13 protein-coding genes are annotated in these 16,387 nt (G+C 45.8%); 7 read left to right on the forward strand and 6 right to left on the reverse strand.

The features are described from left to right. Positions 1-196 precede the first annotated feature (196 nt). The 7 genes from QMY49_RS25815 (at position 197) to QMY49_RS25845 (ending at position 9,734) form a co-directional block, all read left to right on the forward strand. Complete coding sequence (locus tag QMY49_RS25815; protein ID WP_017188869.1) at positions 197-550, forward strand: hypothetical protein; 354 nt, start codon at positions 197-199, stop codon at positions 548-550. Positions 551-562: 12 nt separating this feature from the next. Next, entirely contained in the window at positions 563-1,912 is a 1,350-nt protein-coding gene (locus QMY49_RS25820; RefSeq protein WP_038867460.1) for an HlyD family type I secretion periplasmic adaptor subunit, read from the forward strand. Between the two features lie 3 nt (positions 1,913-1,915). Then, positions 1,916-4,147: an ATP-binding response regulator gene (locus QMY49_RS25825; protein WP_283315367.1), complete on the forward strand. Its 2,232-nt coding sequence runs from the start codon at positions 1,916-1,918 to the stop codon at positions 4,145-4,147. Further along, on the forward strand, positions 4,122-5,546 hold the full coding sequence (locus tag QMY49_RS25830) for a TolC family protein (RefSeq protein ID WP_017821589.1): 1,425 nt from the start codon (positions 4,122-4,124) through the stop codon (positions 5,544-5,546). Before QMY49_RS25825 ends, QMY49_RS25830 begins: the two co-directional genes overlap by 26 nt. Beyond that, positions 5,536-7,122, forward strand: coding sequence for an ATP-binding cassette domain-containing protein (locus tag QMY49_RS25835; protein WP_005453704.1), 1,587 nt, complete (start codon positions 5,536-5,538; stop codon positions 7,120-7,122). Before QMY49_RS25830 ends, QMY49_RS25835 begins: the two co-directional genes overlap by 11 nt. Next, positions 7,119-9,257, forward strand: coding sequence for an ATP-binding cassette domain-containing protein (locus QMY49_RS25840; RefSeq protein ID WP_283315371.1), 2,139 nt, complete (start codon positions 7,119-7,121; stop codon positions 9,255-9,257). Before QMY49_RS25835 ends, QMY49_RS25840 begins: the two co-directional genes overlap by 4 nt. A gap of 108 nt (positions 9,258-9,365) precedes the next feature. Further along, complete coding sequence (locus tag QMY49_RS25845) at positions 9,366-9,734, forward strand: hypothetical protein (protein WP_039839724.1); 369 nt, start codon at positions 9,366-9,368, stop codon at positions 9,732-9,734. A gap of 226 nt (positions 9,735-9,960) precedes the next feature. Here the strand turns inward: QMY49_RS25845 and QMY49_RS25850 are convergent, their stop codons facing one another. From QMY49_RS25850 to QMY49_RS25875, 6 genes are all read right to left on the reverse strand, one after another. Continuing rightward, positions 9,961-10,851 (reverse strand): sigma-70 family RNA polymerase sigma factor, encoded by an 891-nt coding sequence (locus tag QMY49_RS25850; protein ID WP_283315375.1) that lies wholly within the window; start codon positions 10,849-10,851, stop codon positions 9,961-9,963. A gap of 290 nt (positions 10,852-11,141) precedes the next feature. After that, positions 11,142-12,401 (reverse strand): hypothetical protein, encoded by a 1,260-nt coding sequence (locus QMY49_RS25855; protein WP_283315376.1) that lies wholly within the window; start codon positions 12,399-12,401, stop codon positions 11,142-11,144. Then, complete coding sequence (locus QMY49_RS25860) at positions 12,394-13,107, reverse strand: ABC transporter ATP-binding protein (protein WP_009704729.1); 714 nt, start codon at positions 13,105-13,107, stop codon at positions 12,394-12,396. Before QMY49_RS25860 ends, QMY49_RS25855 begins: the two co-directional genes overlap by 8 nt. Then, positions 13,107-14,342: an ABC transporter permease gene (locus QMY49_RS25865; protein WP_283315380.1), complete on the reverse strand. Its 1,236-nt coding sequence runs from the start codon at positions 14,340-14,342 to the stop codon at positions 13,107-13,109. Before QMY49_RS25865 ends, QMY49_RS25860 begins: the two co-directional genes overlap by 1 nt. Beyond that, entirely contained in the window at positions 14,332-15,561 is a 1,230-nt protein-coding gene (locus QMY49_RS25870; RefSeq protein ID WP_283315382.1) for an ABC transporter permease, read from the reverse strand. Before QMY49_RS25870 ends, QMY49_RS25865 begins: the two co-directional genes overlap by 11 nt. Positions 15,562-15,627: 66 nt before the next feature. Beyond that, positions 15,628-16,374: an outer membrane lipoprotein-sorting protein gene (locus QMY49_RS25875; protein WP_069219191.1), complete on the reverse strand. Its 747-nt coding sequence runs from the start codon at positions 16,372-16,374 to the stop codon at positions 15,628-15,630. Between the last annotated feature and the right edge of the window lie 13 nt (positions 16,375-16,387).

Raw genomic sequence — 16,387 nt, forward strand, 5'->3', positions numbered from 1 at the left:
GCCTCCGTTGCCATTAGCTAACTGATCGTGTTTAGAGGCAGTAAAGGACACCATTCTGGAAAACCAACTTTTTTATCCAACTTTTTTCATACTCATGTTGTTTAACCAGAAAGAGGTAAAAAAAATTTGAAAACGCAATTTAAAGATCCTTAGTTATTGTCATTAAAGCAATTAGGGCGGTGGAACAATGATAAACATGACGAATCTGTTGCGCTCAGTCGACAACAGCCACAAAGGGCTGCAATTGCTATTGGGAGATTTTTACAAGGATTTCAGCAGCGCGGCGATCAACATCGAAATGCTGCATAAACAAAACCGTTTTGAAGAACTGAGCGGCTACTCAAAAAAGCTGAAAACCATTCTGGTATTGCTTTGTGATGATGATCTACCACCCAAAATGGCAAAGCTGGAACATTTGAGTAAGCACCACTTTCCCGCACCTAATGAATTGATTGAGGACATCAAAACTGAGCTCAACAACGTGAACAAACAAATAAGCCAGCTGTTAGATATCGAGAACTCTATCAATGACAGCATTGATGATGAATAACCGAGGTGGATCATGAGTAACAAGCAGATCGAGCACCACCTCAGAAAAGCACTCGTGTCCAACAACGAGTCTTCGAAGGTGACTGCAGACGATACGATCGTGCTAGCCAGCGCGATGACCAGCGTACACAAAACATTGCTGGTTATCTTTTTGCTTTCAATGGTGGCGATCGCCGTGGCGTCTCAAGCTCGTATCGACATTGTGGTGTCGGTGCGCGGTGAGCTATTGCTGGAATCTGACGTAGAAAAAGTGCAACACCTTGAAGGCGGTATTCTCGAAGAAATGTTAGTGCGCAAAGGCGAAGTGGTTTACGAAGGTCAACCCATTGCGCGCATTCGCTCTTTGGATAGAAACACTCAACTCGATACGGTGAACACAGAAATCATTCAGCTCGAGTTAGATAAACTCCGTTATGAAAGCCTGCGCGATATGGTAGAGCCCGATTTCTCTGCCTACATCGAAAAATACCCAGAATTGGTTCAGGTAAATATGAATACCTGGCAGCAGGAGTTTTCCAAAAACCGCTCTAATGAAGAGTTGATCACCCACGACATCAATCATAAGAACTCGTTGATTGATTCTATGCTTAAGCGCCGCAAAAGCTCCGAGAATCAGCTTTCTTTGATTCGCAAGCAGCTCAATATCAAGAACACCCTCTACAAAGAGGAAATGGCGTCTTATGTCGATGTTCTGAATATGCAGGTTCAAGAATCAAACATGGTACGTGAGATTGAAAACCTCGATGAGTCGGTCATGAATGAACGTTTCCAACTGGACAAACTAGAGAAGCAATACCGAGACTTGGTGGAAAATCGCAACTCCGAATACCAAGCGCAAATCATTCAAGCGAAGAAAGATCTCAAGTTAAAACGCATTCTTCGTCCTCAACACTCAGACAAAGTGGATCGCCTCGTGGTCTACGCCCCTATTGATGGTGTGGTGGATAAAGTGCACTTCAACTTCCGTTCTGCGGTGATACCGCCGGGGGAAAGTATCGCGGACATTGCGCCGATCAATAACTCCCTTCATGGAGAAGCGAAGATTCCACGTAAAGACATGGGCTTTGTTGAAATCGGACAGGCAGTCAAAGTGAAGATGGACACCTACAACTTTGCCAAATACGGATTTTTGGAAGGTCGAATCGCGTCGATCAGCCGTTCGTCCTATGAGGAAGAGGACGCTGAATTCTACCTCGCTGAAATCCAAATCAGCCAAAACTATTTAGAGCGCGGAGGCACTCAATTCAAGCTGTCCCCTTACATGGAATTCACCGCCGATGTGAAAACTGGGTCACGTCGGGTGATCGAATACGCAGCGAAGCCAGTTATGTCGGCTATCGAAGACGCGTTCGATGAGAGGTAATGGATGAATAGCAAACCTTCTTACAATATTTCCGTTCCTGTTATGCGCCTAAGCATTGCTTTCAGCTTGGTGCTGGCTGCACTCGCCTTCTATTTATATGTTTCTTGGGAAAGAGTGGATTCAGTGGAACAAGTGCAAAACGCGCCTCTGTTGGTTCAAGCTCAACAACTCAACCAAACCATCGAGCTCGATATCCAAACGCTTCAACGCTGTTTAACCGCGCGTTATTGCAGTACAACAGAGCTTGATTTTGAGGTTCTGAAAAACGAAATTGACCAGTTTAAGTCTCTCGCGTCACTCAACAAAACCGAGTTTAGCTTGGTAGGCGCGACCGAATATACGCAGCTTGAACTGGCGATCAATCGCTTCTCGGACAGCTCAAAAACACGTGACGATGTGTTGGCACTGTATCTCTCGCTCACCAATAACTACCTACAAATGGACGACAACTATCGCACCATGTTTAACAACCATGCGAGCGACCTAATGATGGAGAAAAACGAGTTCTTCATTTGGTTGTTTATGGTCGTTGTTGTGTTGGTTGGTATCGCCGTTCTATCGAATTTGGTGGCAATCCTTAAACTGAGAAAATCCAGTTCGAATGAGCGCGACATTGATCAAGAATTTGACGGGCTTTATCAAGAACTCAAACAACTGGATTTACAAAGGTTGGAAGAGTTGCTCAATGAAGTGAGCATCAATCCGAAGCAGCGTCAGATCTACTCTCACCTAAAACTGATTTTCAGCAAACTCGAAGAGCAAAAACGTAATAACGATCTCTACAAGCAGCTCTATGCTCTGATTGGTTACGAGATTCGTGGAATCACCAACACCATTAACGGCGGCGTGCAATATCTTGTACAAGAGACCGATGAGAGCGGCGTGTTGATGGCGCAAGATATAACCTCGGCTGCCAATACCCTGTCTGAATTGGCAGAGAACTACAACCGACTCATTTCACAAGGGACCGAGAGCAAATCGAAAGAGTTTTCACTGCTAAATGTACTGTCTGAATTGATGATTCACATCAGTTCAAAAGTACAGCGAAATGAAGGTGAGCTAGACTGCTTTATCTCGGATAACCTACCAAACCGTGTTGAAGGACAATCCACCAGCTTATTCTGGGTGTTGTTCCTACAGCTATCGAATGCCATCCAACTCAAAGCCGACAAAAAACTGTTTGTCACCATTGAATCGGGCGCAGCGTCAGACATTGAAAACACTCGCTTGACCATCAATCTAAACTTCTTAACCACGCTGGATGTGCCGTTTACCAAGCTCAATACCCTACACTGGAGCGACCATAAACAGCACACTGCAACCAAAGACGATTTGGCGAAAAGCGTGTTGAAAGATTATGGCTATTACGAGAGACATTGGTATCAATCGGGCAATCAGGAACGTTTTCAAATTCAGCTCGATTTAAAAGCCAAAAGCTTCCACACCGAGAAAACTCGATTCGACAATAAACGTTTGTTGCTGTGTGCCAACTCTCAGCTGCGCATTGATGTGATGAACAAAATGTTAGTCAACTTGGGATTAGAGATCACACCAATTCGCACGCCGAACGAGCTCTTCTCTGCTGCAAAAACCTTTGGCGAATACGATGCCATCATGCTGACCGACACGTTCGAGCCAAACAAGCTGCCCTCACTGAGCAAAACGGTGAAATCGCAACTGCGCAATCACCCGAATACTAAATTGCTGCTTTCAGTTACTAGCACTCAGCAAGCACAAGAGAGCCATACCTTTGTCGACAAGATTCTGAACTCTCCTGCGATTCCGTATGAGTTCATCCCCAATCTGTTAGCAATCATGGAAGCGGAAGCCTCTGAAGATCAGATGGAGAACAGCTCATTCCTGATTGTTGAGGATGACCGTGTTCAACAGATTCTACTCAAACGTATTTTGAGCAAGCAAGAATACGAAGCCGATACCGTTGGCGATGGCGCAGACGCCGTTCAGCACTTCATGAATCAGCGCTCGGATATCATTTTTATGGACTGCATCATGCCTGGCATGGGCGGTATTGAAGCAACCAAACGCATTCGACAATACGAACAAGAGAGCGGACAAAACCCCTGCACCATCATAGGTGCGACAGCATTGACCAGCAGTAATGAACACCAAGCTTGTATCGAAGCTGGAATGGATTACGTGATCAGCAAACCTTATAAAAACGACGAAATCATCAAGGTGATCAACAAGTATGTGGCGGTACAGAAACTTAACTAGCTGCGTATTGGCAGCGCTTACATTGAGCAATGCTCCTTCGGCAATGGCGACCACCTTGCTTGAGGCGGTCAAACTCGGCTTGGAAAACAATTTATCTCTGCGCGCTAGCGATAAAGGCGTGGAGGAAAACGAATACAACATCGACATTAGCCGCTCTAAGTTTCTGCCCTCTTTAAACGGTGCTGCTGATACCACATGGAATGAAAATGAGACCATATTAACGGGAACACCGGATACGCGTTCTAGCTACAACTCAAACAGCTACAGCGTGTCTTTATCCCAATCGGTGTTTAACCTTGGCGACATCTTCAAATACGGCACCGCGAAGCTTGATTTCAACATTGAAGAAATCAAACACGAGAACAAAATCCAGAGCACCATTTCTGAAATCGCGACGCAATATTTCGAGTACCTCAAAAACAACGCGCAAATCAAAGCCACCAAAGTCGAGCTTAAATCGTCTGAAACGCGTGAACGCCAAATGCGTCGCAACGTGGAGCTTGGCAACACTGCGGCGAGCGAGTTGTATGAGGTAATTGCCCAGAAAGAAGGCATTGCCAATCGCTTAAGAACCTTAGAGAAAGACCGACGTGTGATTTTGAACGGTTTAGAGATTCAAGTTCAATACCCGGTCACCCCATCGCAGGACATCTACGAAAGCGTGCCCTTAGCGGAAATCAGCGAATCCGAACAACGCGCGATTCTTGAACAAGCTTTGAAGCTCAATAACGACTTATTGGTTGCGAAGAAAACCGTCGAACGAAGCCGAAGAGGCTTGAAAGAAAGCGGTTCAAACTTCGTTCCGACCGTGTCGCTCTCCGCCAGTTACCGTTACGATGATGCGAACAACTATGACCGAACCGACCCCACTGCAACAGGGGACAGTAACTCCACCAGCGTCGGCTTGAACTTGAATGTGCCGATTTTCTCCGGCGGTTCGGATTACTACGGTTATCAAAAATCATCAACTGCCATCGAGCGAACCGAACTGCTGTACCAAGATTCATTGTTCACGACGCGCAATAGCGTCAACACCTCGGTACTCAACATTAATGACTTCTCCCGCGCTATTAGCAGTTACGAGAACATCATCCGTGCCAACTACGCTTCCTACAAAGGCATTCAACGCGCTTACCAGCTTGGTACGCGAACCATTACCGACTTACTGGCAGCGGAAAGTAAACTGTTTAGTGCGCTACGTGATTACGAGAGCGCGCGTTATGACTACATCATTGAATCGATCAATCTTGAGCAAATCAAAGGCATGCTGTCGGTGCAATCCATCGAAAGCATCATGCAATTGATGAGCGATATCGAAGGCAGAAGCAATCAAGACTTAGTTCCAAAACACCTTCTCTCCAAACCATCGATTAAGAAAGGAGGTCGCAATGCAAACTGAGCATTTTTCCCAAAAGATTAACTTTGCTGACAAGTGTTACCTGACTTTCTCAACGGTCATCTCGACGCTGTTTGGTTTAGTACTGCCCTTTTCGATTCTGATTATCTTTGACCGAGTTTTACCTAACCAAGCCAAAGACACGCTGTTTCTTCTGTTTGCCATTATCTTGATCACCATCTTCCTCGATTATCACTTAAAGAATCAGGAAGAGAAGATCTCGTCGGTGATCATGAAGCAGTTCGAAACCAACCTAACCAACAAGGTGTTTCAATCCATCTGTTTGGCTGAGATATCGAAGTTTCGTCGTCTAGAACCCGGTGAATACCTAGAGCGTATTGCCACCATTCCAGAGATTAAATCCTTCTTTGGCGGAGAATCTGTACGGGCATTGATCAACCTTGCAGTCAGCATACTGACCATTCTGATTATCGGTCTGATCAACATCTGGGCTGGGGTGACCATCTTGCTCGCCTCCATCATTTTGGCAGTGTTCGCACTCAGTCTTTCCAAGCAAAAAATCAACAGCCTAGAAAACAAATCCGACATCGAGGGCTTAACCACCTCAAAAATCATCGAGATCATCTCTAGCCCACTCGATATCAAAGCACGCAATATGGAATATCGCGTTGAGAGCTTGATGACACAAATGGTGGAAGAGCGTGAAGTTGAGAACATCAAATACGAGCAAATCGAATCAAACTTCAGCCTTATCTTGTCGCTTATACAACAGCTCTCCATCGCTTGTGTAGTGGTAGTTTTGGCAACAGCGGTTATCAATATGCAGTCTAGCCAAGGCATCATGGCTGCCATCATCATGCTTACCAACCGTTACTTCGCCCCATACCAGCAAGTGATGCGCACGGTGAGCCGCTGGGAGTTGAACAAACTTCATATTCAACGTATCGCCGAACTGCTTGAGCTTGCTGCATCTGTAGAACAACAAAACGACACGACGGAAGTCGAGCGCATCTCGGTGAAGTATTCGGAAAAACAACGCATCGAGTTTGAACGTGGTCAGGCTTACTTGCTGACGGGGAAAAGCGGCGCAGGCAAAACCCACCTCGCCAATTGCATTACGCGGCAAAACACCGACAGCAAGCTCGATATCCAAATCAACGAGACACCGCTTGATGACGTCAATTACAACGTCTGGCGCAATAGCGTGCTCATGGTCGACAAAACCAGTTCGTTCGTTGAAGGCACCATCATCGACAACTTGACTTGTTTCCGCCCGAGCTTAAACAACACCGCATTTGCGCTTTGCGAGACCATGAACATCAAAGCACAAATCGATGCCCTTCCCGCTGGTTTTTATACCGAGCTTAAAGGACATTTACGCAACCCATTCTCGCGCCAAGTCGCTTATGCCTTGTTGTTAGTGCGTGCCTTACTCGCGAACAAACGTGTGTTGATCTTCGACGATATCGACTGTGTTTATGATGACGACTTTGCTCGATTGGTTTTGACCAGTACCGCCTATCGCGCCAACGACAAAATCCTCATCATCGTCAGCAACAAGATGGACAAACTCAATCATCGCCTCAAACGCGTCAAACTTACCGGAGGTGACCAATGAGTATTTTGGTTGATTTTAATAATGTCCCTCAGCGCTTGTTGGACTTTGAGGCTCGCAGTTATGACGAGCGATACAATCAGTCACCTTTGATTCGTGGTTTAGCTTACACCCTCATTGCGCTTGAATGGGAAGGCACACCTTCTATCCTCAGCGACGCTTTTATCCCTAAACCAAAAGACAGCGACAGTTTTATCGCCACCATTGAACGCCTTGGTTACCGTTGTGACGTCACCAAATTAAAAACGTTGGAGCACATCGAGGGACACCCTCATCCTTGTTTTATCGAGATAGAAAACCTCACTGCGATTTTCTTGGGCACTAAAGACGGCAAACTGATCCTGTTTGATTACACCAATAACAACACCATTGAATACCCGCTCTGCAAGAAGCCGTGCTTGTTGGTCTCGATCAGCGAATACTCGCGCTTATTCCGAGAGCCGCCACCTGAATCTCAAGACCGCAGTAACTGGATTAAATACGCGTTTTATCGCTACAACAATGAACTCAAAAGCTTGATTATTCTTAGCTTTGTCATCAGTATCTTGGGCGCGCTCCAACCCTTCTTTATCATGAGTGTGTACAACTTCGCCTTGACGTCTAGCTCTCAAGCCACGCTCTATTGGCTCACGTTGTTTGCCGTGATTGTTGGATTTTCGGAATACTTTTTTAAGAAGATGCGAGTCAACATCATTGCCACGTCAGGTAAGGATTTGGCGGTACACATTTCTCAAGCGGTTATATCCAAGCTGCTATGGCTCCCGTATGCGATGACATCCACCGCCGGCGTGTCTTCTCAGTTGGCACGTTTAAAAGACATCGACACATTCCGCCGATTAGTAACGGCAGAATCAACCTTGAGCTACTTCGACATGCCCTTTGTTATCGTGTTCATTGTCGCGATTGCCATCATGTCAGGAACCGCTGCATTGGTCGTCATGGCGGGTTTGATTCTGATGTTGGTGTTCTGTGTTTATTCTCGTTACATCTACTCACAAGCCACGTCGAAGAGCTCTCGCGCCAACGCCATGGTTTCTTACCAATGGAATGAGATTCTTCGCGGCATCAAAACCATCCAAGGCTTGCCTTTGCTACGCGTTATTCAATCTCGCTTCAGCGCTTCACACATGCAAAGCACCAACGATGCAGAAAACGTTGCCGTCACCAACAGCAAGGTTCAAGCCGCAGGTGGCAGTTTGATTCAGGTGATAGGTACCGCAAGTATCGTGACCGCGGTTATTGGTGTAATGGATGGAACGTCTGACGCTGGTGCCATGCTTGCAACCGTAATTTTAGTCTGGAAGGCGTTAGGTCCGATAATGGGTATCTACAACTCCATATCCAAATTCCAATCCATTAAGGCGTCCTCTGCGCAAATCAACAACCTTATGGCAATGAATGACGACAAGCTAACGTTAGAGAAAAGCCCCCCTATTCGCCTGTTCCAAGGCAGCATTGTCGGCAGCGGTGTAAGCCATCGCTACATTGGCGCGGCAACAGGCTTAACCAATCTCGGGTTTAAAATTGCCCCAGGGGCGAAAGTGGTGATTTGTGGACCGACTGGTTGCGGCAAAACCACGCTAATTTCCATCCTTGCGGGTTTAGAAGATAGATACCAAGGCGCAGTGTCGGTAGACGGCTACAACATCAAACAGTTCAACAGCTATCGCTACCGAACCTCAATTAACTACATCCCGTTTAATTTGCATATTTTTGAAGGCTCTCTGGAGACCAACTTCATCTTGCATAATGGACTCATCCCTACAGAAAAGATGCAAGAGATGGTCAGCTTTTTCGAACTCGAGGCGTGGTTGCCAGAAGGATTGAACACTCAGCTAAGCGTAGATAAATGCAAGAATTTACCCAACGGTATTCAACAGAAATTGCGCCTCGCACTGGGGCTTGGAAGTTGTGAGCAATCACTGATCATCATTGATGAACCATTTAATGGCGCTGAGCAAGAAAATGCCCAGTACTTCAACCGCTTGTTCACCGATAAATTGCTAAACAAAACAGTGGTGTTCTCTACAAATGATCCGGGTTTGATCGCCACTTCGAACATGAGCTTGGTATTAGAGCCAGACGGCAACTTGAAATATTTTGGCTTAACAGACAAATACTTAAACAGCTTAAGTTAATACTGTGGCGCTTATTCACAATTAACTCTTTAATCAGACAGATACAATTGACAAAGATATAAACCAGAGAGATGATTCGACCGAGATTTAGAGGTATTTAGGATTCAGATGTATACATTTGTTGCTGACAAATTGGATGTGGTTTATTTATCAGCGATACCGGAAAACCACGCATTGCAGGACTTTGATGTGCCTGAAGAAGAACTCGAAATCCGCGAGATTGTCGAGGTGTGGTACGAGTGTGCATTTTTGCCTGATTTCAATCTCGAGCAAATCGACATCGCAAACAAAGCGGAGCTAGTGGCAACACAAACTCAAGTGGTGAACAACTACACGAGCACCCTCGCTTTCTTACTCAAGAGCAAAGTGTATCGAGCTGCCCTTAACCGCATGTTGAGCATCTGGACACTCGAACCCTCCGCGAAAGCACAACTTGAGTTACTGCTTTTTGCCGAAGAACAAGCAAAGACCAACTGAGCAACACACAGATAGAAAAAAGCCAGCAACGACGCTGGCTTTTTAGAAGCTATTTATCGGTGTTTATACCAATCACAGAAAGTAGGTGATCAAAGTTAGCGCAGGAAAAACGCTTGAGAACAAGGCGAAAATTTTCGATAAGTAGTGATTCTACAATTAAAATTTTAAACGACGTTATCGAGCGTTTTAACCAGCTAGATTGATCACTTATTTGCTACGATTGGTATTACACCCATCCATCAAACTGAAGACGTTTTTGTATTCGCTCTACCGCCTCTTTCTGCATTTGTCTCACGCGTTCGTTAGAGACATTCAGTAAGTCCCCGACTTCAGCTAATGTTTTCACGTTGTGTTCAAATAAGCCGAAGCGATGAATCAGCACTTGCTGTAACTTCACAGGCAATGTGTTAACGACGTGTTCCAGTGCTTGAGTAAAGCAATGGTCTTCGCAATCTTGCTGTGGATCTGTTGTGTATTCGCTTTCGCACTGTTCGAGCACAAATGGTGCGTGATTAAGGTCGACAGTTGTTGAAACATCGATAAACCCACTCAACGCGACTAACTCATCAACACGCTCTACCTTTACACCTGAACAATGGGACAACTCTGAAATCGAAATGTCTTTGCTCATGATTTTGCTCGCATCATGCTTTTTCGACGCAAGGCTATTTATCTCTCTGCAAACGTGAGCAGGCAAACGCACCGTGCGACCGTTGTTCATTAATGCCGCTTCAATGTTTTCGCGAATCCACCACACTGCGTAAGTTGAAAAACGATAACCCGGCTCAGGATCATACTTGTCGATGGCTTTGATCAAGCCAATGTTGCCTTCTTCAATCAAATCAAGCAGCGTGAAATTGTTGCCAGTACGTTTTAAGTAGCTTTTGGCAATCTTCACCACTAAGCGCAAATTAGATTCGATCATCACCTCGCGCGCTTCTTTGTCCCCCGCTCGATTGAGTTTGGCATAATGCAGTTCATCTTCTCGAGAGAGTAAATCAATCCCCACGATGTCTTTTAGGTAATGTGCATAGGGATCTTTACCTGCAGAAAACGTTTCTTTCATTGGCATCTCATCCGTGACACCTCGGGACCTAGCAAAACACTCGTTGTTCATTTCCCCGTCCTTATCAGCCAACTTTACTGGCGTAGCTCTTTGGCTACTTTTCTCCGTGGCTCAATTAATATGCCACCCAACGAATAACATTCGTTTTACGTTGAGTGTAGACAAGGCTTTTTAGCTTTACCAAGAAATTGCATTTAATTTCATATCAACCCTGCACTCAACTGTCAAAGCGTGAGCGGGTTGGGGTTTATGGAGCAACATTCAGTATCGTATTTACATCAGACTTGATAGAACAGTTTCACTTACTAACAGTTAAATAAATTCACTTTTAAAACATATGTTTAAAAACTGTACTTTACATTAGCAAACAACAAAGTCGCAGGTACTTCGCCAAACAAGCTGCCACTGCTACCGTTAAAGCTTTGGATCACCGTGAGCAACTGCCAGTCATTAGCGAGAGAGTAGTTACTCGATATCCCAAGGAAATAGGAATGATCGTCGTAGTAACTGGTTGAGAGCGTGACGCGGTTTAGAGGCGTTAAGTCAAAGCTCACATCGGCATACCATGTATTTCGTGTAAAGCTCAATGTTTTTGCATCAAGAGGAAGATTCAAATACGCCAATGCGCTTGATGCATCTTGAGGTTCAGAGATAAATAACCACGCTGCACGCCCAATCCAGCTGCGTTTGCCGCCAAAGCTGTAATCCGATTCAATACTGGCAACCGTGGTCTTTTTGGTCGGTTCACCCTCAAATTCTGGATCAATGGGATCAAACCACGTGAGCTCTCCACGAAAACCCGCATCAAACACATCCGTTGCAAAACCAACGCCGAGTACGTAATCCATCCGAGCTCGTCCTGCAATAAACTGATAATCCCATCCCGATTGATTGGCGAAATAACGCAGTGAGGCACTGTCTTGTCCTGACTGACGAGCTGGTGAAAACACCAAATCTACCCCATCGGCAAAGCCTAATTTTCTGCTCAGCATGACCGCATCCGTGCCTGCCCGCTCTTCATAGTCAAAATCGTAAATCGAATACGCATTATAGATATCGTTTGGATTCCATATCGTATTCATCGACCAATTGATACGAAAGCGCCCTAGTTGCGCTCCCCAGTCATCTTGCTGCCAAGTGAGATATAGACGATCAAGCTGACTGTTAATGACCACGTCATCTTCATGCCAGTTTTTGCTTAAATCCATGTAACCAGAATCCAACGCGACCAAGTCGGCATAGCCAGGAAAATCGGTAGAATCGCCCCAAAGAGCTCGATTTCTTAGCCCAACATTCACACGCCAGCTAGAGGAAAAACGGTATTCAAAGTTAAGTCGATTGTGTATCAGGTTATCGAACGTATTATCAGTGCCATCAGGAATACTGTAGGTTGCCATGTATTTGATGTAACCATCCAAATCCCATGACTTTTGAGGCTCTAATCCGGGAACAGCAGACAAGGTAGAACTAGCCTGAAGACTAAGCAATGAAAGACTTAACGCCTTAATAAACACTACATTTACTTTTGTTATGGGCAAGCCGGTATAGAAATGGAGAGCTTTGGTGCAAGTCGCAGACAAATAGGAAACCGCTCTATGCATGCGACCTCTCTGCACGATTATCAATATTACTGAAATCACGCGCCAAACGACCATCTTCAAATACGATAATGCGGTGTGCACGTTTTATCACCCGCGGATCGTGGGTCGAGAAGATAAACGTCGTTCCCTCTTGTTCGCTAAGTTGCTCCATAATGTCGAGCAGCTCCGCGGTGCTTTTGGCGTCTAGATTGGCAGTAGGTTCGTCCGCCATGACAAAACGAGGCTTTGGCGCTAAAGCACGGGCAACCGCAACACGCTGTTGCTGCCCGCCGGACATTTTGCCTGGCACCTTATTCATTTGTTCCGCCAACCCTACTTGTTCAAGCAAGGACGTCGCACGTTCACGGCACTCTCGCTCGGTTTTACCTTGCAGCTGCATGACGAACTCCACATTCTCAAGCGCGGTTAATACAGGTAACAAACTGTAATCTTGGAAGATGAAGCCTATATTATCGCGACGATAGGCAATCAGTTCTTTTTCTGACATCGATGAAATCATGCAACCGTCGATTTCCACTTTGCCAGAGCTTGGGGCATCAATACCTCCAATCATGTTCAGCAACGTCGTTTTACCCGAACCGGATGGTCCCATGATCGCAACAAATTCACCCTGCTTAATCTCTAAGTCTACCGACTGCACTGCGTGAACAGGGTAATCACCATCGGCGTTGTAAATCTTAGTTAGGTTTTCTAGTTTGATGGTCATTAGCTTTTCTCCGCCATGGCATCCACAGGTCGATGCTTCAAAATTTGTCGTGCGGGATATAGGGCTGCGATAAGGCTGGCAACAAAAATCGCGACAATGATCATTTGATATTCCGCTATTGATACCCGTGGATAAAGCAAGGTATCCACGCCATAAGCCCCTAGCCCTTCCGCCATACCAGCCAGCGACAATCCGGTAATACTCAGCACCTTGAGCATAATTGCACTCCCGAGCAACCCAAGCGCACAACCGCTTAATCCGAGGAACAAGGTTTCAAAAACAATCAACAAGCGTATCTTGTGTTTTTGCATGCCGACAGCCATTAACACACCGAACTCTCGTGTGCGTTCAAACACCGACATCAGCATGATATTGATGATGCCAAGGGTCATCGCCAGCACAAAAACCACCAGCATTACTTGGTTGGAAACATCCATCGTGCTCATCATGGTCGAGAGCAAAGGTTGGATCTCCTGCCAAGGTCTCACACTGAGCAAGTCTTTACTTTCCGGCGGAAAAATAGAGTGAGTGAACGCCAGTAGCTGCTTGAGCTCAGTATCGTTATTAGAAGTAAGGAGTATCGCGATTTCGTGTGTGCCACTCAGCCCCGCGACCTTTTCAAGATCGTTTTTTCGAACGTAGACATTCCCGTCATCAAACCCTGTCGATGGTGTTTTGAATATGCCTCGAACACGAAATGCCGCACCTGCAACTTCTCCATTGACATCAGACAAAGTGAGTACCACTTTGGAGCCGACACGCAGCTTTAATCGCTCAGCTATCTTGCTCGATACTAAAATCGGATTTCTACCTTCTTCGCTCAGCCATTCCCCGTCAACAATGTGTTTCGAGAGTGGCGTGATGTTTTGCTCTTGCACTATATTCACGCCGTTGATGCGAATACCACGTGTGCTGCGCGCCGACGCTATCATGCCATCTGCTATAAATCGCTCAGAAATGGCTTTCACTTCTCGATTAGCCGATAACACTTTGCCTATCTTATTCGCATCGGGAATCACATCTTTTAGCTCAGGATTGACCAAGTAGGACTTTTGCTGGATCTGAAAGTGACTGGTTTGCCAAGAGATGGCGTTCTTGACCATGCTATCGACCAAGCCATTCATAAATCCCACCATGGCAACCACGCCCATCAAGCCAAATACCATAGCTCCGAGCATGATTGAGGTTCTCAACTTGTTGCGCCACAAGTTACGCCAAGCCAACTTAACCAGCATGAGCACCTCCTTTTAACCCTACCGCAATGGGCATTCGAAGCATACGAACCATTGGGTAAAGCAAACACAACAAAAGAATGAACAGCACGACGGCGATTTGATTGAGCAGTAAGTGTGGGTCGAGAGAAACGGGCACAATAGGTTCAAAACCACTTTCCCGCATGAGCTTGGCAGCATCGCCGGTAATTTCGATTGGATTAAAATAGAAATACCCCAATACGGGAGCACTCACGATAAGCCCAATAATGATGCCAATGACGGACATAAACAGAGACTCTATCGTAAGCAGAAGGACGAGCTTGAAGCGCAACATTCCGGTTGCTAGCATGACAGCGAACTCACGTTGGCGTTCTAATGTCGTCATTAAGATTGTCGCGAACAAGCCAAAACCAACAATGCCGTAGAGAATATAAATCAAGAAAATGCCACCCGCTTTATCCAAGGCGATTTGCTGTGCCATTTCCGGCGACAACTCTTTCCAATCTTTCACGGCGATATTTTTGCCATACTCGGCTTTAAGCTTTTCAACGGTATCAGGTAAGTCTCTTAAACTCTGAGTATTTAAAACCCACGCGGTGACTTGATCATCCAATGAATACAGGTTTTGCGCGGTATCGAGCGGCATGTACACCAACTGAGAATCAAGTTGCTGCAAAGGAAAATGAAGAATGCCCGAGATTTGATACAAACCTGCCGCAGTTTGTCCTCGATAACCGACACCATATAGCACCAATTCATCGCCAACCTTGAGTTGCAAATAATTCGCCAAACCACCACCAACTAGCACTGATTTTTGCCCTGATTGGATGTAGCTTCCCTCAATCAATTTGTCGCTGATATTGGAGTACTGATCTTCAGCTTCAGGCTCAACGCCTAGTACCATCACGCCTTTTGATCGTTCGTCTTTTGCAGCTAAAGCAAAAGATTCTACTCGAGGTAATACCACATCAATATTGGGATTGTTTTTCGCCGCCGAAATGAAGGTGTTGGTTTGCGGCAAGACATCATCAATGCTGGAAGAGTCACCAAACTCGGGGTTTTGCAGTTGAATCAGACCCGTATAAAACTTGGCGGCATTTTTGATATTGGATGTATAACTGCCTTCTTGAAACGCTCGCGTAATAAGCGAAAGAAACAGCACCAATGCCAACGCAGACGCCGTCAGTAATGTCCTGCGCTTTTGTCGCCAGAGGTTTCGCCAAGCCAGTTTCACAAGCATTGATCCACTTCCTTCCGTTGATGTGTGATTGTCCGTTTCTTCTTTTAGCCGTTCATTTACCCAAACTTAGTCGCGCAGCGATTTCATCTGTTGCTGAGAGAAAAAACTGTCATCGATATCGAAATCAAACTGTGCTTGGTGGGTGATGAGTACGGTTTTGTTGTCTGGCTTATCAAGCGGCTGCATTTCCATTCTGGTCGCTAATTTTCTCCCGCCGAGCTCTTTCACGTCATAAGTCGTCATTACGTTCACTCGCTCATCAAACTCATCGTAGAATTCTACTTTGCGCTGCAGATAGGTCGATTTGGAAATCCACAACGTTACTTTGCTCCAAACCACAGGAGCATCGGGCTTTGCAACGGCGTCTATCACCCAAACCTTGTCGCCATCAAACGTATCCTCGCCTTTTAATTCATGTTGATAATCGACCACGATAGAAGACTGGTTGATCAAATCATCGTTGGTAAAATCTGAGCCCATCCACGATTGGCTTAACATAGATGGTGCAATTTTGATGACGCGCTCAATACTCGGCACCCAATTCCACATTTCTCTTTGTCGTTTTAGAGAGGCGCTGCCCTTATCTTTGGCTGGCGCCGTGACCAACACCAAAGACAAATCCGTCCCTTTGGTCCAACTCTTCATGGTCATCGACCGAGTCCAATCAGGACGGATGATCTCCATGGTAGATTCGGTATAACTGGAATCGCCGCGCATTGCTTGATCTGACTTTTGCACGATATCAAAAGCACTTTCAGCCACAGCAGTAAATGAAATGGACCAACACAATAGAGATAACAAACCAGTACGCATAACCGTCCTCAAC

The sequence above is a fragment of the Vibrio harveyi genome, from assembly GCF_030060435.1.
In the GTDB taxonomy this organism is placed as follows: Bacteria; Pseudomonadota; Gammaproteobacteria; order Enterobacterales; family Vibrionaceae; genus Vibrio; species Vibrio harveyi.